The sequence below is a fragment of the Buttiauxella sp. JUb87 genome, assembly GCF_004361975.1.
In the GTDB taxonomy this organism is placed as follows: Bacteria; Pseudomonadota; Gammaproteobacteria; order Enterobacterales; family Enterobacteriaceae; genus Buttiauxella; species Buttiauxella ferragutiae.
This window is the reverse complement of the sequence record NZ_SNVY01000001.1, coordinates 20,215-39,613: the sequence shown is the minus strand read 5'-3', so window position 1 is coordinate 39,613 and position 19,399 is coordinate 20,215. Positions and strand designations below refer to the sequence as shown.

Annotated in this window: 18 protein-coding genes; 11 read left to right on the top strand and 7 right to left on the bottom strand. The window is 51.6% G+C overall.

Translation table 11 applies throughout. The features are described 5' to 3' along the window. Window positions 1-13: 13 nt before the first annotated feature. Genes osmX through clcB form a run of 4 tightly spaced genes read left to right on the top strand, consistent with a single transcriptional unit; the run spans window position 14 to window position 4,073 of the window. Window positions 14-916 (top strand): osmoprotectant ABC transporter substrate-binding protein OsmX, encoded by a 903-nt coding sequence (gene osmX / locus EC843_RS00175; RefSeq protein ID WP_133521337.1) that lies wholly within the window; start codon window positions 14-16, stop codon window positions 914-916. Between the two features lie 9 nt (window positions 917-925). Then, on the top strand, window positions 926-1,573 hold the full coding sequence (gene osmW / locus EC843_RS00170; protein WP_064547263.1) for an osmoprotectant ABC transporter permease OsmW: 648 nt from the start codon (window positions 926-928) through the stop codon (window positions 1,571-1,573). Next, window positions 1,573-2,718 carry an osmoprotectant ABC transporter ATP-binding protein OsmV gene (osmV, locus tag EC843_RS00165; protein ID WP_133521336.1) on the top strand — a complete coding sequence of 382 codons (1,146 nt, stop codon included), beginning with the start codon at window positions 1,573-1,575 and terminating at the stop codon, window positions 2,716-2,718. Before osmW ends, osmV begins: the two co-directional genes overlap by 1 nt. A gap of 59 nt (window positions 2,719-2,777) precedes the next feature. Then, window positions 2,778-4,073 carry a voltage-gated ClC-type chloride channel ClcB gene (gene clcB / locus EC843_RS00160; protein ID WP_133521335.1) on the top strand — a complete coding sequence of 432 codons (1,296 nt, stop codon included), beginning with the start codon at window positions 2,778-2,780 and terminating at the stop codon, window positions 4,071-4,073. Here the strand turns inward: clcB and bioD are convergent. From bioD to EC843_RS00145, 3 genes are all read right to left on the bottom strand, one after another. Continuing rightward, the gene (bioD, locus tag EC843_RS00155) at window positions 4,026-4,721 is read right to left on the bottom strand and encodes a dethiobiotin synthase (RefSeq protein ID WP_121815571.1); all 696 of its coding nucleotides are present in this window, start codon (window positions 4,719-4,721) and stop codon (window positions 4,026-4,028) included. The two genes, clcB and bioD, sit on opposite strands and share 48 nt — an antisense overlap. Window positions 4,722-4,880: 159 nt before the next feature. Next, window positions 4,881-6,098, bottom strand: coding sequence for a sugar metabolism global transcriptional regulator Mlc (mlc, locus tag EC843_RS00150; RefSeq protein WP_064547271.1), 1,218 nt, complete (start codon window positions 6,096-6,098; stop codon window positions 4,881-4,883). Between the two features lie 117 nt (window positions 6,099-6,215). Beyond that, window positions 6,216-7,124, bottom strand: a complete 909-nt coding sequence (locus EC843_RS00145; RefSeq protein ID WP_133521334.1) for a LysR family transcriptional regulator — start codon at window positions 7,122-7,124, stop codon at window positions 6,216-6,218. 99 nt (window positions 7,125-7,223) lie between these two features. Between EC843_RS00145 and EC843_RS00140 the strand changes: the two genes are divergently transcribed. The 4 genes from EC843_RS00140 to EC843_RS00125 all read left to right on the top strand — a co-directional run bounded on the left by EC843_RS00140 (window position 7,224) and on the right by EC843_RS00125 (window position 11,602). Beyond that, entirely contained in the window at window positions 7,224-8,474 is a 1,251-nt protein-coding gene (locus tag EC843_RS00140) for an MFS transporter (protein WP_064547275.1), read from the top strand. A gap of 74 nt (window positions 8,475-8,548) precedes the next feature. Continuing rightward, the gene (locus tag EC843_RS00135) at window positions 8,549-10,033 is read left to right on the top strand and encodes a carboxypeptidase M32 (protein WP_133521333.1); all 1,485 of its coding nucleotides are present in this window, start codon (window positions 8,549-8,551) and stop codon (window positions 10,031-10,033) included. A 149-nt stretch (window positions 10,034-10,182) separates the two neighbouring features. Beyond that, complete coding sequence (gene asr, locus EC843_RS00130) at window positions 10,183-10,506, top strand: acid resistance repetitive basic protein Asr (protein ID WP_064547279.1); 324 nt, start codon at window positions 10,183-10,185, stop codon at window positions 10,504-10,506. A 289-nt stretch (window positions 10,507-10,795) separates the two neighbouring features. Beyond that, on the top strand, window positions 10,796-11,602 hold the full coding sequence (locus tag EC843_RS00125) for a serine protease (protein WP_064547281.1): 807 nt from the start codon (window positions 10,796-10,798) through the stop codon (window positions 11,600-11,602). Between the two features lie 37 nt (window positions 11,603-11,639). Here EC843_RS00125 and mdtI read toward each other — a convergent pair whose 3' ends face one another. Both mdtI and mdtJ read right to left on the bottom strand, forming a co-directional pair. Beyond that, entirely contained in the window at window positions 11,640-11,969 is a 330-nt protein-coding gene (gene mdtI / locus EC843_RS00120) for a multidrug/spermidine efflux SMR transporter subunit MdtI (protein ID WP_064547282.1), read from the bottom strand. Then, window positions 11,956-12,333, bottom strand: coding sequence for a multidrug/spermidine efflux SMR transporter subunit MdtJ (mdtJ, locus tag EC843_RS00115; protein ID WP_083963401.1), 378 nt, complete (start codon window positions 12,331-12,333; stop codon window positions 11,956-11,958). The genes mdtI and mdtJ overlap by 14 nt, the downstream gene beginning before the upstream one ends. Window positions 12,334-12,813: 480 nt before the next feature. Between mdtJ and EC843_RS00110 the strand changes: the two genes are divergently transcribed. Continuing rightward, the gene (locus tag EC843_RS00110) at window positions 12,814-13,848 is read left to right on the top strand and encodes an AI-2E family transporter (protein ID WP_064547286.1); all 1,035 of its coding nucleotides are present in this window, start codon (window positions 12,814-12,816) and stop codon (window positions 13,846-13,848) included. Window positions 13,849-13,892: 44 nt separating this feature from the next. Here EC843_RS00110 and pptA read toward each other — a convergent pair whose 3' ends face one another. Both pptA and EC843_RS00100 read right to left on the bottom strand, forming a co-directional pair. Beyond that, window positions 13,893-14,123 (bottom strand): tautomerase PptA, encoded by a 231-nt coding sequence (gene pptA, locus EC843_RS00105; RefSeq protein WP_064547288.1) that lies wholly within the window; start codon window positions 14,121-14,123, stop codon window positions 13,893-13,895. 61 nt (window positions 14,124-14,184) lie between these two features. Further along, complete coding sequence (locus EC843_RS00100; RefSeq protein ID WP_133521332.1) at window positions 14,185-14,985, bottom strand: arylamine N-acetyltransferase; 801 nt, start codon at window positions 14,983-14,985, stop codon at window positions 14,185-14,187. An 87-nt stretch (window positions 14,986-15,072) separates the two neighbouring features. Between EC843_RS00100 and EC843_RS00095 the strand changes: the two genes are divergently transcribed. Beyond that, window positions 15,073-16,179: a LacI family DNA-binding transcriptional regulator gene (locus tag EC843_RS00095; RefSeq protein WP_133521331.1), complete on the top strand. Its 1,107-nt coding sequence runs from the start codon at window positions 15,073-15,075 to the stop codon at window positions 16,177-16,179. Between the two features lie 112 nt (window positions 16,180-16,291). After that, window positions 16,292-19,387 (top strand): beta-galactosidase, encoded by a 3,096-nt coding sequence (locus EC843_RS00090; RefSeq protein WP_133521330.1) that lies wholly within the window; start codon window positions 16,292-16,294, stop codon window positions 19,385-19,387. Window positions 19,388-19,399 lie beyond the last annotated feature (12 nt).

The following is a 19,399-nucleotide window of genomic DNA, read 5'->3' as shown; positions in this document are numbered from 1 at the left end:
AAAGGAGACAACTATGATCCCGTTTAAACCGTTGTTTGCTGCATTAGCCGCCACACTATTACTGGCGGGCGCAGCACGAGCTGAGCCGCTGGTTCTGGCAACCAAAAGCTTCACCGAACAACACATCCTTTCAGCTATGACCACGCAGTATCTGCAAAAAAAAGGGTTCCAGGTCACGCCACAGACCAACATTGCTACCGTGATTTCGCGTAATGCCATGGTCAACAAACAAGTGGATATGACCTGGGAATACACCGGCACGTCGCTGATTATTTTTAATCACATCAACAAACGAATGACGCCGCAGGAATCCTACGACACGGTGAAAAAACTCGATGCAAAACTGGGGATTGTCTGGCTGAAACCGGCGGATATGAACAACACCTACGCGTTCGCCATGCAGCGCAAACGTGCGGAAGCAGAGAACATCAACACCATGTCAGAACTGGTGGAAAAAATTGAACATATCCGCCAGACCGACCCTGATAACAACTGGATGCTCGGCCTGGACCTGGAGTTTTCTGGCCGTAGCGATGGCATGAAACCATTGCAGCAAGCCTACCGCATGCCGCTGGACAGGCCGCAGATACGCCAAATGGACCCCGGACTGGTCTATAACGCAGTGCGCGATGGTTTCGTTGACGCTGGGCTGATTTACACCACCGACGGGCGAGTAAAAGGCTTCGATTTAAAAGTGCTGCAAGACGATAAAGGCTTCTTCCCAAGTTACGCTGTTACGCCTGTGGTGCGTAAAGAAACACTCGCCGCCAACCCCGGCCTTGAAGAAGCACTCAATACGCTTTCCGGTTTACTGAACAACGACGTGATTTCCACCCTGAATGCCAAAGTGGACATCGACCATGAAACCCCACAGCAGGTGGCTCGTGAATTCCTGCAGCAGAAAGGCTTGCTCTAAGGAGGCACCATGGAAACGTTGCACTATATGCTTGATAACGCGAGCTATCTCGGCAGTCTGACGCTGCAACATTTATGGTTGGTGTTAATGGCCGTGGGTCTGGCGATTGTGATTGGTGTGCCGCTGGGCATTTTAATCGTGCGTCACAAATGGCTTGCCACGCCGGTGCTGGGTATCGCCACCATTGTGCTGACCATTCCCTCCATTGCCCTGTTTGGTCTGATGATTCCGCTGTTTTCGATGATCGGGCAAGGGATTGGCGTATTGCCTGCCATCACCGCGGTATTCCTCTATTCCCTGTTACCGATTGTCCGTAACACGCATACCGCACTCGACAGCCTGCCGCCAGGTTTGCGTGAAGCGGGTCGTGGTATTGGCATGACATTCTGGCAACGCCTGCGCTGGGTTGAAATCCCCATGGCATTACCGGTTATTTTCGGCGGCATTCGTACTGCCGTAGTGATGAATATTGGCGTCATGGCCATTGCCGCAGTTATCGGTGCTGGCGGCTTGGGTTTGTTATTGCTTAACGGTATCGGCAGCAGCGACATCCGCATGTTGATCGCCGGCGCGGTATTGATTTGTGTTTTAGCGATTCTACTGGACTGGTTGCTACATCGTTTGCAATTAGTCCTGACACCAAAGGGGATTCGATAATGATAAAACTGGAAAACCTCACCAAACAGTTCGCTCAGAAGAATGGCCAACCTTTTAATGCGGTTGATAATATCAACCTGAATGTGCCGGAAGGTGAAATGTGTGTGCTGCTCGGCCCTTCCGGCTGTGGCAAAACCACCACACTCAAAATGATCAATCGCCTGATTGCCCCCACTGGCGGCAATATTCTGATCAACGGTAAAAATACTAACGAACTGGATACCGTGACGCTACGCCGCAATATTGGCTACGTTATCCAGCAAATCGGTCTGTTCCCTAACATGACAATTGAAGAAAACATCACCGTGGTGCCGCGCATGTTGGGCTGGGAAAAAGCCCGCTGTAAAGAGCGTGCCAGCGAACTGATGAGCATGGTGGCGCTGGACCCGAACAAATTTCTCCATCGTTACCCGCGAGAAATGTCCGGCGGGCAGCAACAGCGTATTGGCGTGATACGCGCGCTGGCGGCGGATCCTCCGGTACTGTTGATGGATGAACCTTTTGGCGCGGTCGACCCCATCAACCGCGAAGCGATTCAGAATGAGTTTCTGGAAATGCAGCGCCAGTTGAAGAAAACCGTGATGCTGGTGAGTCACGATATTGATGAAGCACTGAAATTAGGTGACCGCATCGCGGTGTTCCGCCAGGGGAAAATTGTGCAATGTGCCAGCCCCGATGAATTACTGGCTAAACCGGCTAACGAATTTATTGGCTCGTTTGTGGGCCAGGATCGCACGCTGAAACGCCTGCTGTTGGTACAAGCAGGAGACGTTACCGGCCAGCAACCGACCGTCACCGCTCGTGAATCGACTTCGCTACCAGAAGCTTTCTCGATCATGGATGACAACGATATGCGTTCGATAACCGTGGTCGACGATGAAGGTAAACCATTAGGGTTTGTGAAACGCCGTGAAACGCGGGGAGCCACAGGAGTTTGCGCAGATGTGCTCCACCCCTTCAGAGTGACCGGGCGCGCAGAAGATAACTTGCGTATCGTGCTGTCAAAACTCTACGAGCACAACATGGTGTGGATGCCGATAACCGATGAAGATGGTCGTTATAGTGGTGAGATTTCGCAGGATTACATCGCTGACTATCTCAGCTCGGGACGCACTCGTCGGGTATTGAATATTCACCAACCGTAGCAGGGTTTACTTCACATTGGTGGATGACGCTCGCGGTTATCCACCCTACAATGCTTGCTATGCACCGCTTACACCACTTCCCCGACATGAAAGGCATGCTACGGCGACTAATATTCGCCGTCTGGATTGGTATCGCCTCAGCAATGGTGGTCTGGCTGTTTCGCCAGTCGATGTATTTCCTTGAAGGTCTTTTTTTAGGTGACCACAGTGGCAGCCTGGTCGCTGCTGCGGCGGCACTACCGCCCTGGCGAAGACTGCTCACCCCCGCGATAGGTGGATTGCTTGCCGGTACGCTACTTTGGGCATGGCAGCGTGCGACACGCCAGCGCCCTTCGGCTCCCACCGACTATATGGAGGCGATTGAAACCGGCGACGGGCGCTTAGATGTTAGCGCAAGCCTGGTCAAATCTGCCGCCTCTTTGATTGTTGTCGCCAGCGGCAGCGCCATTGGCCGTGAAGGTGCGATGGTACTGCTGGCAACCGTCTTTGCCTCTGTTTTCGCGCAGCGTTTCTCACGTTCAGACGAATGGAAGTTGTGGGTCGCCTGTGGTGCGGCAGCCGGGATGGCCAGCGCCTATCATGCCCCGCTGGCGGGTAGCTTGTTTATCGCAGAGATTCTGTTTGGCACGTTGATGCTCGCCTCCCTCGGCCCCGTGGTCATTGCCGCTGTCAGTGCCCTGCTGATGACCCACTTGTTAAATGACGAACAAGCGCTGCTCTACACCGTGCGCGCACTCAGCGCTCCGCAGCCAGTTCAATATTTGCTGATGGCATCCTTCGGTATGCTCGCAGGGCTTGCTGGGCCACTGTTTCTCTGGCTTATGGCGCAAAGCAGCAAAATATTCCAGCGTCTGCATTTAAGCCCGCCGTGGCAACTCGCGTTAGGGGGATTGCTGGTTGGGTTGCTGTCGCTTATCACCCCGCTGGTTTGGGGTAACGGTTACAGCGTGGTGCAGTCATTTCTCTCGCAACCGCCTGCACTGCTGTTCGTGGCAGGTGTTCTGGTTTACAAATTGGCGGCAGTGCTGGCAAGCAGCGGCTCTGGTGCGCCGGGCGGCGTATTTACTCCGACGTTATTTGTTGGCGCAGCATTGGGAATGTTGGTCGGGCAGTGGTACGGGATATGGGCGTGGAGTGGCGATAACATTGCGATTTTGCTGGCATTAACCGGAATGGCAACACTGCTGGCCGCCACCACACATGCACCGATAATGTCAACGCTGATGGTTTGTGAAATGACCGGGGAGTTTACATTGCTTCCCGGTCTGTTGCTGTCGTGCGTAATTGCTTCAGCACTTTCGCGCTGGTTACGCCCGCAAACGGTCTATCGCCAGAGCGCCGCAAAGGCGGGATAAATCGATGTAATTTGCCAAATCACGCTGTTCGGCGCGTGGTAAATAAGGCAGCTCGCCCACCAGCGGCGCTGGCAGTTTTTTGCTTAATACATCAATGATTTCTGCGTAGTGCGCAAGGCCTGGGTTGATGCGGTTCGCCACCCAGCCAATCAGCGGTAAGCCATCATTTGCAATGGCCTGAGCCGTCAGCAAAGCATGGTTAATACAGCCTTCCTGAATACCCACAACCATCAACACCGGCATTTGTTCCTGAACTACCCATTCAGATAACGGGCGTAAATCATTCATCAGACTCCGCCAACCGCCAGTGCCCTCAACCACAACGTGGTCCACTTGCCCGGCTAAATTTTGCAACCCGTCAGACAACAGCGAATAGTTAATCGGGCAACTATGACTCACGCTGCTTTCTTCTTCGCTCAGCGCGATAGGATTAATAGCTGCATAAGGCAATTCAAGTGTGGAAACACTTTGCAGAACTAACGCATCTTTGTTGCGCAGGCCCTCTGGCGTCTCTTTACTTCCTTTGGCTACCGGCTTATAGCCGACAACACTTTTGCCGCTGGCTGCAAGCGCCTGCAACAAGGCGCGTGAAACCACAGTCTTCCCGACTGCAGTATCGGTACCCGTTATAAAGAAACGCGTAAGCATGACTAACTCCCAAGGAAATGCTGCAAATACCCGTCTTTATTTATTTGTAAGACGGATATGAGTGATTAGAAATTGAATAATTCAGGAGGGAAAGTCTAAAAGAATAGTGCTTCAGTCAGATTGAGATAGCGCAATTTTTAGTGGATCAAGCCATAAACATTAGCCTTGCAGCAGGCGAATCAATAACGAACCGTTATACATTGCGTCTTTTACCAGCGCTGCACCCGCCATGGTTCCACGGTGATTATACTGGGTACTTTCAACAATCATATGTTCACTATAAGCCGGTAACGACTGCTGACGAATGCAAGCGGTAATCGCCGGATGCAGAATTTCTGCGGCTCGATTAAGTGGCGAACCAATCAGAATTTTTTGTGGATGGAATAAGTTGACCATAATCGCCAGGATTCGACCGACGTTGGTCCCCACCCCAAGAATGATATCTTTCGCTAATAGATCGCCGTTTAACGCAGCATCACACAACGACTCAACGGTCAGTGGCTGGACATGCAGCATGCTGCCCATCGACTGGCTCATGCGCAACTGGGCCAATTCCAGCACACTGTCGATGCTGGCAATGGTTTCAAGGCAACCGTTATTGCCGCAATAGCAGCGTTTCCCGTAAGGGTCGACCTGAGTATGACCAATCTCGACCAGGCTGCTGCTGCCCGCATGAAGCAAACGTCCATCGGTAATCACGCCGGCACCGACGTTATTATCAATCACCACCTGAATCACATCGCGTGCGCCCTTAGAGGCACCAAACAGCCCTTCTGCCATGGTCCACGCGCTGATGTCGTGTTGCACATACACCGGCACGCCGGTGTAGTTTTCGAGGATCTCGCCCAAAGGCATGTCACAGACATCATAAAACGGCATGCGATGAACGATGCCGCGTTTGGTGTCGATAATCCCCGGCATGGTGATAGCAATCGCCGTAAGGCGTTCGAGTTTTTGCTGATGACGAATAAAGAACTGGTCGATTTGCGCGATTATCCGCTCAATGAGCGGCTGCTGGTCTTCAACCGCGAGCGAGACGGTATCTTCAACAATCAATTTGCTGCTTAAATCATGCAGACCGAGAGAGATTTCCCCACGGCTAATCCGCACAGACAAATAGTGCCATGCTTCAGTTTCCAACATCAGACCCACCGCAGGACGCCCCCGGCTACCGGGATCCTGGATTTCCGTTTCCTGCACCAAATGCGCTTCTATCATTTCACGAACAATTTTCGTGATACTGGCAGGAGCGAGTTGCGCCAGACGAGAAAGATCGATTCGCGACACCGGTCCATGGGTATCAATCAGACGATAAACTACGCCCGCATTGGTTTGCTTGATCTGATCAATATGGCCCGGTTGGCTATCAGCAACCACTTGCGACTCCCTTTATTTTCGCGCTTCGAAATAAACTTTGGGCTATGGTGAAACACTTCAACCAAAGGAGTCAAATATTTACCTAGGGTTGTGATTTACCGCACATATTACGGTGCTTTAAATGCCTTTTAATCGAGTTATTGACTCCGTTAGCAATGCGGAGATTCGAAGTGCTGCGGCAGACAACTCGCGATGTTTAGGCCACACCAGCCACATTTCTGATTGTGCCTCGGGTTCTTCAATGGGCAACCAAACCACTTCCGAGATCCGAACGCGTTTAAACGATGCAGGCAGGATCGAAACACCTAGTCCCGCGGAAACCAGGCCGATAATCGTCATCGCCTCGCCCACTTCCTGGGTGATAAACGGCGTAATGTCGTGACGTTGTAACAAACTAATAATATCGTCATACAGGCCAGTTCCGACGTGCGGGTCAAAAAAGACAAAAGGCTCGTTTGCCAGTTGTTGCAGGGAAATCGCCGTACATTGGGCTAACGGATGGTCGCGATGCACCATCGCCATCAGCGGTTCCCTTAACACCAGTTTCCAGTCGAGAGTGTCCGGCAGCCGCGTATTGCGCATCAGCCCCAGTTCAAGCTCACCTTCATTCAGCGGTGCAATTTGCGCACGTGTGTTAATTTCCCGCATCTGTAAATGCACATCGGGATAACTGCGGCGAAATGTCGACAGGCTGTCAGAGACGGTTTTGATAAACGGTGCCGATGAGGTGAAACCAATGCGTAATTCGCCTGTTTCACCGTGATGCAGCCGGGCGGCGCGGGCGGCAGCGCTTTCAACCTGGCTTAAAATCTGCCTGGCATCGAGCAAAAACTGATCACCCGCCGCGGTTAGGCTCACGCTGCGGTTGGTTCGCGCCAGTAAACGCGCCCCGACTTGTTGTTCCAGAATTTGTATTTGCTGGCTCAGGGGCGGCTGTGAGATTCGCAGACGTGCAGCGGCACGGCCAAAATGCAGCTCTTCAGCCACCGCAACAAAGTAACGCAGGTGGCGCAATTCAATATTCATATTTTAAACATATCAATTGAGATTATTAATATATTAGACAGAACATTCCCGATTTTCTACTCTGAAAAGAAGACTTCAAAAGTGCACTAAGGATCGATTTTGAGCCGTACAACCCTCGTCAACACCGCTCCGGCAGAAGATGTAGACGACAGACTTCCCCTCCAGCCGGCAATTTATATTAAACGGGGTTCACCCCAATTCATGCGCGTCACCCTGGCGCTATTTTCTGCCGGACTTGCCACCTTTGCGCTGCTTTATTGTGTGCAACCCATTTTGCCCGTGCTGTCGCATGAATTTGGCGTATCCCCCGCCAGTAGTAGTATTTCGCTGTCAGTTTCTACCGCCATGTTAGCCGTTGGGTTGTTATTCACCGGGCCACTTTCTGACGCCATTGGCCGCAAACCAGTCATGGTAACGGCGTTGTTGCTCGCCTCAAGCTGCACACTGCTCTCCACTATGATGACCAGCTGGCACGGCATATTAGTGATGCGCGCCTTGATTGGGCTATCGCTCAGCGGCGTCGCCGCGGTGGGTATGACCTATCTGAGTGAAGAAATTCATCCGAGTGTCGTGGCCTTTTCGATGGGTTTGTACATCAGTGGCAACTCGATTGGCGGCATGAGTGGCCGCCTGTTAAGCGGTGTGCTGACTGATTTGTTTAACTGGCGCATTGCGGTCGCCGCCATCGGCTGCTTCGCCCTTGCCTCAGCCTTAATGTTCTGGAAGATATTGCCTGAATCGCGGCACTTTCGCCCTTCTTCATTACGCCCGAAAACGCTGTTTATTAACTTCCGTTTGCACTGGCGCGACAAGGGGTTACCGCTGTTATTCACCCAGGGATTTTTGCTGATGGGCGCGTTTGTCACGCTGTTTAATTACATTGGTTATCGCTTAATGCAAGGGCCGTGGTATTTGAGCCAGGCGGTGGTGGGCCTACTGTCGGTAGCTTACTTAACCGGAACCTGGAGTTCGCCAAAAGCCGGGGCAATGACCGCCAAATTTGGCCGTGGCCCGGTGATGATTTTCTCCACTGCGGTAATGTTGCTCGGGCTGGTATTAACCGTGTTTTCACCGCTGGCGATTATTTTCATTGGGATGCTGCTTTTTTCTGCCGGATTCTTCGCTGCACACTCGGTCGCCAGTGGCTGGATTGGCCCACGGGCGAAACGCGCGAAAGGGCAAGCCTCATCGTTATATTTGTTTAGCTACTACCTTGGTTCAAGCATTGCCGGGACGCTCGGTGGCATCTTCTGGCACGCATTTGGTTGGGGCGGTGTGGCGAGTTTTATTGGCTCTCTTTTGGTGATTGCATTGTTAGTCGGCACGCGTTTGCATCACCGCGCACATTAACCCCGTTACGGCCTCGTTTTCGGGATGGCTTTTTGCTATTTTCGCTTGCGTAAATCATCTCTTCACGAGGCACTATGGAAAAGCAAAACTACAATCACCTCACCCGCACCTTCCAGCGTCTTTCCCGTTTCGGACACCTCTCAGCCATCGCTGGCTGGGATATGTTCACCAATATGCCACCCAATGGCAGCACCGCTCGTGGCGAAGCGCTGGCGGAACTCAGCGTTTTGCAACACCAAATCCTGACCGATAAAAAAATCGCCACGCTGTTACAGGCTGCGGTTCAGGAAGATCTCAATGATGTTGAACGCGCCAACCTGCGTGAAATGACCCGCCAATATCAGGAAGCCATTTTGCTGCCCGCCTCGCTGGTAGAAGAAAAATCGCTGGTCGGTACGCGCTGCGAGCATGGCTGGCGAACGCAGCGGCCCGCTAACGACTGGCAAGGGTTTGCCGCCAATTTGAAGGAAGTGGTTCGCGTTTGCCGTGAAGAGGCAAAACTGCGTGCCGATGCCAAAGGAAAATCCTGCTACGACGCGCTGTTAGATATTTACGAGCCGGGCATGACTAGCGCCAAACTCGATGTGCTATTTGGTGATTTACGTAGCTGGCTGCCTGATTTACTGCAAAAAGTCGTTGATAAGCAGGTGAAAGAATCGGTTATTACCCCAACCGGCCCATTCGCCACGCACGACCAGCGCGAATTGGGGCTGGAAACCATGAAGTTACTGGGTTTTGATTTTAACGGCGGCAGGCTGGATGTTAGTGCGCATCCATTCTGCGGCGGTGTGCCGGAAGATGTGCGCATCACGACTCGCTACGATGAAAGCGATCTGGTTAGCGCATTATTTGGCGTGATCCATGAAACCGGCCATGCCCGTTATGAACAAAACCTGCCTCGTGAATGGCTTGGTCAGCCCGTTGCTCTGGCACGTTCTGCGGCGATCCACGAATCCCAAAGTCTGTTCTTTGAAATGCAGTTAGGGCGCAGTAAAGAGTTCCTGAAACTGCTGCTGCCAATGGTGACCACGCGCTTCGGCAAACAACCGGCGTTTGAAGCGGCGAACTTTATTGCGGTAAACCAGCGCGTTGAACGCGGATATATTCGCGTTGATGCCGATGAAGTCAGCTATCCGGCCCACGTCGTTTTGCGCTACGAAATTGAACGTGCGCTCATCGATGGCGAAATCGAAGTTGAAGATATTCCGGCACTTTGGGATGAGAAAATGCAGCACTGGCTGGGGCTGTCTACCAAAAACAACTTCCGCAACGGCTGCATGCAGGACATTCACTGGACGGACGGCGCGTTTGGCTACTTCCCGTCATACACGCTGGGCGCAATGTATGCAGCACAACTGTTCAACGCCGCCAAACTCGCCTTGCCGCAGCTTGAAGCCGATATTGCCGAGGGCAACTTCAGCGCACTGTTTGACTGGTTACGCCAGAATATCTGGCAGCACGGCAGCCGATTCACCACTTCAGAGCTGATCACTAATGCAACGGGTGAAGATCTCAACCCGCTGTATTTCCGTAAACATTTGGAAGCTCGTTACTTGTAAGCCACCAAAGCCGGGGAACTTTCCCCGGCTTTGTACAAACCGTTACACGCCGACACCAATCACTCACTGAAGCCATTGATCCACGAGTTTATAGTTCATCTCAACGGCCCCTCAGGGGTTCAAACATAAACAAATTTGAGGATGTCGAGATGAATAAAGTATTAGCTCTGGTTGTAGTCGCTGCAATGGGTCTGTCCTCTGCCGCTTTCGCTGCTGAAACGACTGCAACTGCAGCGCCAGTTGCAACTTCTGCGGCTAAAGCACCTGCTGCCACCACTACTCATCATAAAAAACACAAAAAAGCAGCAACCGAGCAAAAAGCTCAGGCAGCTAAAAAGCACCATAAAAAACCTGTAGCGAAAGCTGATGCTGCGAAACCTGCTGCACAGAAAGCGCAAGCTGCTAAAAAACACCACAAAAAACCTGTAGCAAAAACTGAAGCGGCTAAACCAGCTACTCAGCCAGCAGCATAAGGTTGTCGGGGCAATCCCGAAAGCATAGCCACACTACAAACACCCGGCTCGCCGGGTGTTTACTTCCGGAGTCTGGATGATGTTGCGACGCTATAGTTTTGAAATCATCCTCACGCTGCTCATTCTTTGCGGCATTATTACGCTAAGCTTCTGGCTGTAATGACTTTTTACTCCCACTTTCTGTGCTACCCGTCTATAGTTAATCCATTCACAGGTTCTATATATACCCCTGCAGCTTGAAGGATGACGGGTATAAAAATTAAAATTAATCGCCCCATCAGAGAGTGATATGCGCAAAAAAGTGGTGTTGTTGTTAGGCGTGCTGTGTTTTTTACCTGCCCTTTCCCATGCAGATGACGAGAGCACTGCTGACGTCAAAACGCTGTTCTTTGGTAAGGATGACCGCACACGTGTCGCCGATTCAGCCAGTTCCCCGTGGGATGCCATTGGTCAGCTTGAGACTGCCAGCGGTAATTTATGCACTGCGACCTTAATTTCCCCCCATCTGGCGCTAACCGCAGGACATTGTTTGCTGCAACCGCCGCGCGGGACTCCTGACAAAGCGATTGCTTTGCGGTTTGTTTCGCAGAAAGGAAAGTGGCGTTACGAGATTCATGATATTGAAGGGCGAGTAGAATCCACGCTGGGGCGTCGGTTGAAACCTGACGGCGATGGCTGGATTGTGCCATCTAATGCGGCACCTCACGATTTTGGCCTGATTGTGTTGCACAACCCGCCTTCAGGCATCACGCCGTTGCCGCTGTTTGAAGGCGACCGTGATGCGCTCACCGAAGCGCTGAAAAACCAGGACCGTAAAGTCACGCAGTCGGGTTATCCGGAAGACCATCTCGACGATCTCTACACGCATAATGATTGCCAGATAACCGGTTGGGCGCAGAAAACGGTGTTATCACACCAGTGCGACACTTTGCCTGGTGACAGTGGTTCGCCATTGATGCTGAAAACAGAAAACGGCTGGCAATTAATCGCCGTACAAAGTTCGGCTCCTGCGGCTAAAGACCGCTATCGCGCCGACAACCGGGCGATCTCAGTTACCGGTTTTCGCGAGCAGTTACAGAAATTAGCTAGTCAATGATGACACCGCCCGGCACTCATGCCAGGCGGCTTTACTTTTACGCCAGTTTGATGAGCACCATACCCGTAAGCAACAGAACCAGCCCTATCCATCCTTTACGGTTGAGGCGTTGACCAAACAAAATCCAGCCCGCCGCTACGGTGGCGATAATACCGAACCCGCCCCACAACGCGTAAGCCACCGACAATTCGATACCTTTCACCGCCTGAGACAACGCGCTGAAGGCCGCCAGTACCGCACACAGAGAGAGCACGCCGTAACCAAAACGACGGAAACCATCCGAGTGTTTCAGGAAAATGTTGGCGACAATTTCCAACACAATTGCCGCCAGTAACCATAATGCGTGAATCCATTCAAACGACTGCATGTTCGCTACCCTTTATTGGTTTCCTGGCGCTTTCTTTCTTGGTCGCGGTACCTGATTTAATCAGCGCGATCCCGACCACCAGCGTCGTGAGTCCAATTATTTTTAGCAATGAGATTGACTCATCAAACAGCAGCACACTGAATAAAGTAATAAATAAAATACCGATACCTTCCCACATAGCGTAAGCCACGCCGAGGGCGATTTTTTTCACCGAGAATGATAATAAAATATAAGAAAGTGTGATCATTAACAGCATGAAAATATAACCGAGGTTATCATCGCTAACACTCGACCATTTCATTGATAAAGTGCCGGTAATTTCCGCAGCAATGGCTAATGCTAATAATATCCAATAGATCATGATTCCTCTCCTGACAGAGAAAATAGCTGTACGAAAGCTTTAAAATAAAATGTGTGTATTTTTTCCCTAAATAATTCGAGTTCCAGCAAAACATGCAGACGCAGCTGGGGCGCGAAATATGACGGGATAAGCAGGAGAGCGGATCTAAAGCGCGTTGCGCCAGTGCTGTTCACCGCAAAGTGAATAAGCAGAAGTAAACGAGGGTGTTTGATGGATTTCTGACGTGTGGAGCAGCTTGTTGGTAAGCATAATGTCCATAGTTTTCACAACGTATCCGCGTTGTTGCTTCTCATCAGTTGCGGATAGTAAATTGTCCTCAGTAGCTAAAGATTGCTAATTTTTAGCATATCAAAGAATATTCTCAACCTCTCTTTTCAATTCTTTACGATGATTTGCCAAAAAAATAACGGTGTATTAGTCAGTTGCACCCCCGTATTATACCCATAATTAAGGAACGAATTATTGTGAAGGAGATCGTCAATAGTGGCAAAACCCATTATTACGTTAGGTGGATTAAAAGTCGTCCTCATGTTCGGGATGCTGGTCATCATCCTGGCAGGAATAAAAGTGGCGGCCGATATGATCGTTCCATTTATTCTGGCGCTATTTATTGCCATCGTGGTCAACCCGATGATCCGTCGTCTGGAGCGCATTCATGTCCCACGTGTGCTGGCGATTACCCTGGTAATTTCGGTGATTATCTTCCTGGTTGTACTGCTGCTGGCCTATCTTGGCACCATTCTCAATGAACTGACACGCACCGTGCCGCAATACCGTGCCTCGTTTATTTCCCCTCTGCAGGCAATTGACCCGTGGCTGCAACGGGCCGGAATCAAGGTGTCAGTGGATGAACTGTTCAAGTATATCGACCCGAATTCAGCGATGACGCTTGCCACACGTCTTATCACCCAGCTTTCTAATGCTATGTCATCGATCTTTTTACTGCTGCTAACCGTGATATTCATGCTGATAGAAGTGCCACAGCTGCCAATAAAACTTCAGCAATTAATGTCCCGTCCCGAAGTCGGCATGGTCGCGATTCAGCGAGCATTAGACAGCGTAAGCCATTATCTGGTGCTCAAAACTGTGATTAGCCTGGTCACCGGCCTGGTAGTCTGGATAATGCTCATCATGTTAGATGTGCATTTTGCCTTCGTCTGGGCGCTTCTCGCCTTCTCACTCAATTACATTCCTAACATCGGTTCGGTACTGGCAGCGATCCCGCCTGTCGCGCAAGTATTGGTCTTCAGTGGCTTGTATGAAGCATTACTGGTGGTTGCCGGTTATCTGGCTATCAACCTGGTGTTTGGCAATATCATCGAGCCACGCATGATGGGCAGAGGGCTGGGGCTATCGACTCTGGTAGTGTTCTTGTCGTTGATTTTCTGGGGTTGGCTACTGGGGCCGGTAGGTATGCTGTTGTCGGTACCACTGACGATTGCGGTGAAAATCGCGCTGGAGCAAACCGAAGGCGGCAAGAGTATCGCCGTGTTGTTGAGTGATGTCACAAAAAGCTAATCAGCCAGAGCCGTTCGCCATTGGGGAGCGGCTCTGAGCAAAGTTTACAGGGTGTAACCCGGTTTTTTAGCCAGCGTATCCAGAGCTGGGGCGATCTCTTTATCGTAAACATCCTCTTTCCAGCGATCTTTCTGGATTGGGGTCAACGCGACAGACAATGATTCATCCGTTGAATTGAAATGCTTCTTGAGTACGGCACAAATATCGGCAGCCAGCGCTTCTTTTTGTTCGTCAGTCAGTTCACGCGGAAAGTGTTTTACAGTGATATGTGGCACAGTGGTTCTCCCCTTTATTGGAAACAATATACTTACGTTAAGCGCCCGTTCCTTGCAACTGTTAAGGCAGAGAAATCGCTGCGAATTCCGCAAGACTGAAGCCATAGCGTGGGTGATTGACCCGCAAACCAAATTTATCCTGTAGCAACTGATAAAACTCGGCGGCATCGTCAAGCGTCCGCGGCTGGCCATCGTTAAATTGCCTGTCATTTTGCGTAAACGTTGTGCCATCGGCATTTTTCAAACAGATCATTAAATGTTGGCAGAAATGCGACTGCGGCCAGGTCGAAACATAATAATTAGCCACCTCGAAGTCTGACAGATACTGGGGCTGCAAATCGAAACGATACAGCGCCAGCCATTTATCCTGCTGATGCGTGCTCAGCAAAAAGTCACCGTCCACCTGCGTTAATTGATAATCACCGAAATCGGTGGTCTGCACGACGTCCATGTCGAATCGCAGCGGGGACGTCAGCGTTTTGCCACCAAAACCAACATCGGCCAGGTAGCGTTGTTGATTGAGGGTGACGAGCAATAAACGATGCGTTCGCGGCGGCATCTCGGTAGGTTGCGTAATCAACACCCGGGCAGCCAGGTCTTCGACCACAAAGCCGATACTCTCAAGAGCCGCACGCAGCAATGCATTTTGCTCGTAGCAGTATCCCCCTCGCCCTGCGACCACCAGTTTTTCAAAAACGTACTCTATTTCTAAGCGGATTTCTCGTCTTAACAGCACATCCAAATTTTCAAAAGGAATGGCGCACGTATGCAGCAGATGAATGCGTTGTAAGGTTTCCAGATCCGGTTTTGCCTCGCCCTGCAAACCAATGCGCGTGAAATATGCCTGAAGGTCAAAAGCCATGATCTCAATCTCTTAAAAACAGATGAATTCACTATAATGCGTTTTTTTGCTCGCAGATGATCGATAATGCCCTACACACTCAGGAATATGAGCGCCATAAGGAAACTCACCGTGAAAACCAAGTCGATAACGCTTTACGATGTGGCGAAACATGCCAATGTTTCCTATCAAACGGTGTCACGCGTGATTAATCAGGCGACGCATGTTTCTGATAAAACCCGGCGTAAAGTCGAAGCGGCCATGCAGTCGCTCAATTACGTTCCCAATCGTGTAGCGCAGCAGCTGGCTGGGAAACTGAGCCAGAACATTGGCCTGGTGACCAGTAATTTGTCGCTACATGCCCCGTCGCAAATCGCCGCTGCCATTAAGTCACAGGCCAGCCGGCGGCACTTTAATGTCATGATGTCGATGATTGAACAGCCTGATCCAGAAGCCTGCAAAAGTGCGGTCAACAACTTGCTTGCGCAGCGCGTCGACGGTTTGATCGTCAACATTCCATTGGAAAGTGAGCAGGCACGAATCATCAACGAAATGTCTGGCACGGTGCCCGTGCTGTTCCTCGATGTCTCACCCGCGCTGAATCTGGACAGTATTATCTTTGATGCTAGGGCAGGTGCGCATCTGGCGGTTGAGCATCTGGTTGCGCAAGACCACCAGCGAATTGCTTTACTGAGTGGGCCGTTGGCTTCCGTTTCTGCGCGCCTGCGTCTTGAAGGCTGGCAACAGGCGCTGGCAAAGCATCAGCTGACCGCCGTGGCACAATTGCAAGGCGACTGGAGCTCACAAGCGGGTTATCTACAGACACTGGCATTAATCGGCCAGGGCATCACTTTCACTGCCCTGCTGGTCGCCAACGACCAAATGGCACTTGGCGCGTTACGGGCTCTGAATGAATCTGGTTTAGCGGTGCCGGGGCAAGTATCGGTAATGGGTTATGATGACACTGAAGACAGCGCCTGTTTTATCCCGCCGCTGACCACCATCAAACAAGATTTTAAGCTGCTGGGTTCTGCCAGCGTTGACCGCCTGATTGAACAAATACGCTCGCCAAATATGCCCGTGCAGGCCACGGTACTGCCGATCACGCTTATCGAACGTAAAACGACGGCCGCGCCAGATACCTCAACCCCTTCCCCACAAACGCTGGCCGATGCGCTGACTGTGCTCGCCCGCCAGGTTTCGCGGCTGAAGTAATTTCTGTGAATCGCCTCACCTGAAGCTGTTTTGCTGCTTTACTTTGCCAGTGACAAAAATCATATTGCTATAAATTGTGAGCGCATCACAAAAATGTAAAGGAACCTCCAGCATGACAATTCAATCAGGTACTGTTGCCGCCTCTCTGGCAGCGATTCTTGGCCGCCGTGACTGGGAAAACCCGGCAGTCACGCAATTAAACCGCCTGCCAGCTCATCCACCGTTTGCCAGCTGGCGTAATGAACGGGCTGCGCGCGAAGACGCAGTTTCAGAAAGTGTGAAACACCTGAACGGGGACTGGCAGTTCAGCTACTTTACGCAACCCGAGAAGGTTCCCGAAGATTGGCTGGACGCGGACTTAGCGGATGCACAGACTTTTCCGGTACCATCAAACTGGCAAATGCATGGTTTCGATGCGCCGATTTACACCAATGTCACTTATCCCATTCCGGTCACCCCACCGCACGTTCCTGAAGAAAACCCCACTGGTTGTTACTCGCTCACATTTAGTGTCGAATCTTCCTGGCTTGAGAGCGGCCAGACACGGATTATTTTTGATGGTGTGAATTCAGCGTTTCATTTGTGGTGTAACGGGCACTGGATTGGCTACGGGCAAGACAGCCGCCTGCCATCGGAGTTTGATCTCAGTGGAGTGCTGCACTCAGGGCAAAACCGCCTTGCGGTCATGGTGCTGCGCTGGTCCGACGGCAGCTATCTGGAAGACCAGGATATGTGGCGTATGAGCGGGATTTTCCGCGACGTGACGCTGCTGCATAAACCCACCACACAAATCAGCGATGTGCGTATCAGCTCGCAGTTAAACGAAGATTTTAGCCACGCGATATTGCAAGCGCAGGTGGTTGTTAAAAGCAATATCGACAGCGCTGGACAAGTCAGCTTGCAATTGTGGCACGGCGAAGATTGCGTCGGCGAAACACAACAAGTCCTCGGCAGTGAGATTATTGATGAACGTGGTGCATACTCTGACCGCACAACATTAAAAATTGCGGTCGCCAACCCGCTGCTGTGGAGTGCCGAGCAACCCCACCTTTATCGCGCAGTGGTGACGTTACGCAATAACCTGGGCGCGACGATCGAAGCAGAAGCTTATGATGTCGGTTTCCGTAAAGTTGAAATCCATCAGGGGTTGTTGAAGTTAAACGGTAAACCATTGCTGATCCGTGGCACCAACCGCCATGAACATCATCCGCTTAACGGCCAGGTCATGGACGAACAAACCATGCGCCAGGACATTGTGTTAATGAAGCAGCACAACTTCAACGCCGTGCGCTGCTCGCATTATCCCAATCACCCATTGTGGTATCGGCTGTGCGACCGTTACGGCTTATATGTGGTGGATGAGGCGAACATTGAAACCCACGGTATGGTGCCAATGAATCGCCTGAGTGACGACCCGGTCTGGCTACCTGCGATGACAGAACGCGTCACGCGCATGGTACAACGCGATGTTAACCACCCTTCTATTATCATCTGGTCGCTCGGTAATGAGTCTGGGCATGGCGCGAACCATGACGCTCTGTATCGCTGGATAAAATCATTCGACCCCACACGCCCGGTGCAATATGAAGGCGGCGGTGCCAACAGTGCTGCCACCGATATCATTTGCCCGATGTACGCGCGTGTCGACCAGGATCAGCCGTTCCCGGCGGTGCCAAAATGGTCGATTAAAAAGTGGATCGGCATGCCGGATGAAACACGCCCGCTGATCCTTTGCGAATATGCCCACGCCATGGGCAACAGCTTTGGCGGCTTCCACAAATACTGGCAAGCATTCCGCCAGCATCCTCGCTTACAAGGCGGCTTTGTCTGGGATTGGGTCGACCAGTCGTTGATTAAACATGACGAAAACGGTGAAGCCTGGTCAGCTTACGGCGGTGATTTTGGCGACAAACCAAACGATCGGCAGTTCTGTATGAATGGCCTGGTGTTTGCCGACCGCACACCGCATCCGGCGCTGTATGAAGCCCAGCAAGCACAGCAGTTTTTTCAGTTCGCCCTGCATCGTGAAACCCCATTGCGCCTTGAGGTGATAAGCGAATATTTGTTCCGCCCTAGCGATAACGAGCGCCTGATTTGGGAGGTTTCGCAAGCTGGAGTGCTGCTCGCAGAAGGTGAAGTGTTGTTAGATATTGCCCCTGAAGGCACACAGAACCTGGTTTTTGATGCCCTGCCGCCGATAACCGAAAATGGCGACGTGTGGCTGACGGTGAAAGTGCAGCAAATCCACGCTACCGACTGGTGTGAAGCCGGGCATGTTTGCGCCTGGGATCAATGGCAGTTACCGGGCATACTCAGCACCACACCGCTGCCATTTAGCGGTGAAACGCCAGGGCTTGAAACCAGCCATTGTCATTTCACTATTCGCCTCGGCAAGCACCACTGGCAGTTCAATCGTGAAACCGGTTTATTAAGCCAGTGGTGGAAAGCGCAGCAACCCGCACTGCTGCAACCACTGCAAGACCAGTTCACTCGCGCCCCGCTGGATAACGACATTGGCGTCAGTGAAGCCAGCCGTATCGATCCCAACGCCTGGGTCGAACGCTGGAAAGCGGCGGGCATGTATCAACTGGAATCCCAGTTGCAAAATTGTGAAGCCGAACAACTGGCCAACGAAGTGCTGATCCGCACCACACATAGCTGGCAGCACAACGGGAAAACGCTGTTTGTCAGCCATAAAAGCTGGCGTATTGATTGCGAAGGCACACTGCATATTAGCGTTGATGTTGAGGTCGCTTTTGGCACCCCGCCTCCGGCGCGCATCGGGCTGACTTGCGAGTTAGCGCAAATTGATGCGCCTGTCAGTTGGCTGGGGCTGGGGCCGCATGAAAACTACCCTGATCGCCAGCAATCGGCATTATTTGGCCACTGGCAGCGCCCGCTTGAAGATCTGTATACGCCGTATGTTTTCCCATCCGAAAACGGCCTGCGCTGCGCTACCCAGAGGCTGGAATATGGCGACAACCTTTGGCAGGGGAACTTCCATTTCAATATCAGCCGCTTTAGCCAACAACAATTGCGCGAAACCTCGCATCGCCATTTATTGGTCAAGCAAGCTGGAACTTGTTTAAATCTGGATGGTTTCCATATGGGCGTAGGTGGCGATGACTCCTGGAGCCCGAGCGTATCACCCGAGTTTTGGCTTGATAAAAAACACTATCACTACGCGATAAGCTGGCAGCGCCGCTGATTCCTCGCATCT

What these genes read in the sequence shown, in the direction of transcription:
- EC843_RS00090 (WP_133521330.1), top strand. Translation starts at nt 16,292, where the DNA reads ATGACAATTCAATCAGGTACTGTTGCCGCCTCTCTGGCAGCGATTCTT.
- EC843_RS00095 (WP_133521331.1), top strand. Translation starts at nt 15,073, where the DNA reads ATGAGCGCCATAAGGAAACTCACCGTGAAAACCAAGTCGATAACGCTT.
- EC843_RS00145 (WP_133521334.1), bottom strand. Translation starts at nt 7,124, where the DNA reads ATGAATATTGAATTGCGCCACCTGCGTTACTTTGTTGCGGTGGCTGAA.
- mdtI (WP_064547282.1), bottom strand. Translation starts at nt 11,969, where the DNA reads ATGCAGTCGTTTGAATGGATTCACGCATTATGGTTACTGGCGGCAATT.
- osmV (WP_133521336.1), top strand. Translation starts at nt 1,573, where the DNA reads ATGATAAAACTGGAAAACCTCACCAAACAGTTCGCTCAGAAGAATGGC.
- EC843_RS00135 (WP_133521333.1), top strand. Translation starts at nt 8,549, where the DNA reads ATGGAAAAGCAAAACTACAATCACCTCACCCGCACCTTCCAGCGTCTT.
- clcB (WP_133521335.1), top strand. Translation starts at nt 2,778, where the DNA reads ATGCACCGCTTACACCACTTCCCCGACATGAAAGGCATGCTACGGCGA.
- bioD (WP_121815571.1), bottom strand. Translation starts at nt 4,721, where the DNA reads ATGCTTACGCGTTTCTTTATAACGGGTACCGATACTGCAGTCGGGAAG.
- asr (WP_064547279.1), top strand. Translation starts at nt 10,183, where the DNA reads ATGAATAAAGTATTAGCTCTGGTTGTAGTCGCTGCAATGGGTCTGTCC.
- EC843_RS00125 (WP_064547281.1), top strand. Translation starts at nt 10,796, where the DNA reads ATGCGCAAAAAAGTGGTGTTGTTGTTAGGCGTGCTGTGTTTTTTACCT.
- osmW (WP_064547263.1), top strand. Translation starts at nt 926, where the DNA reads ATGGAAACGTTGCACTATATGCTTGATAACGCGAGCTATCTCGGCAGT.
- EC843_RS00100 (WP_133521332.1), bottom strand. Translation starts at nt 14,985, where the DNA reads ATGGCTTTTGACCTTCAGGCATATTTCACGCGCATTGGTTTGCAGGGC.
- osmX (WP_133521337.1), top strand. Translation starts at nt 14, where the DNA reads ATGATCCCGTTTAAACCGTTGTTTGCTGCATTAGCCGCCACACTATTA.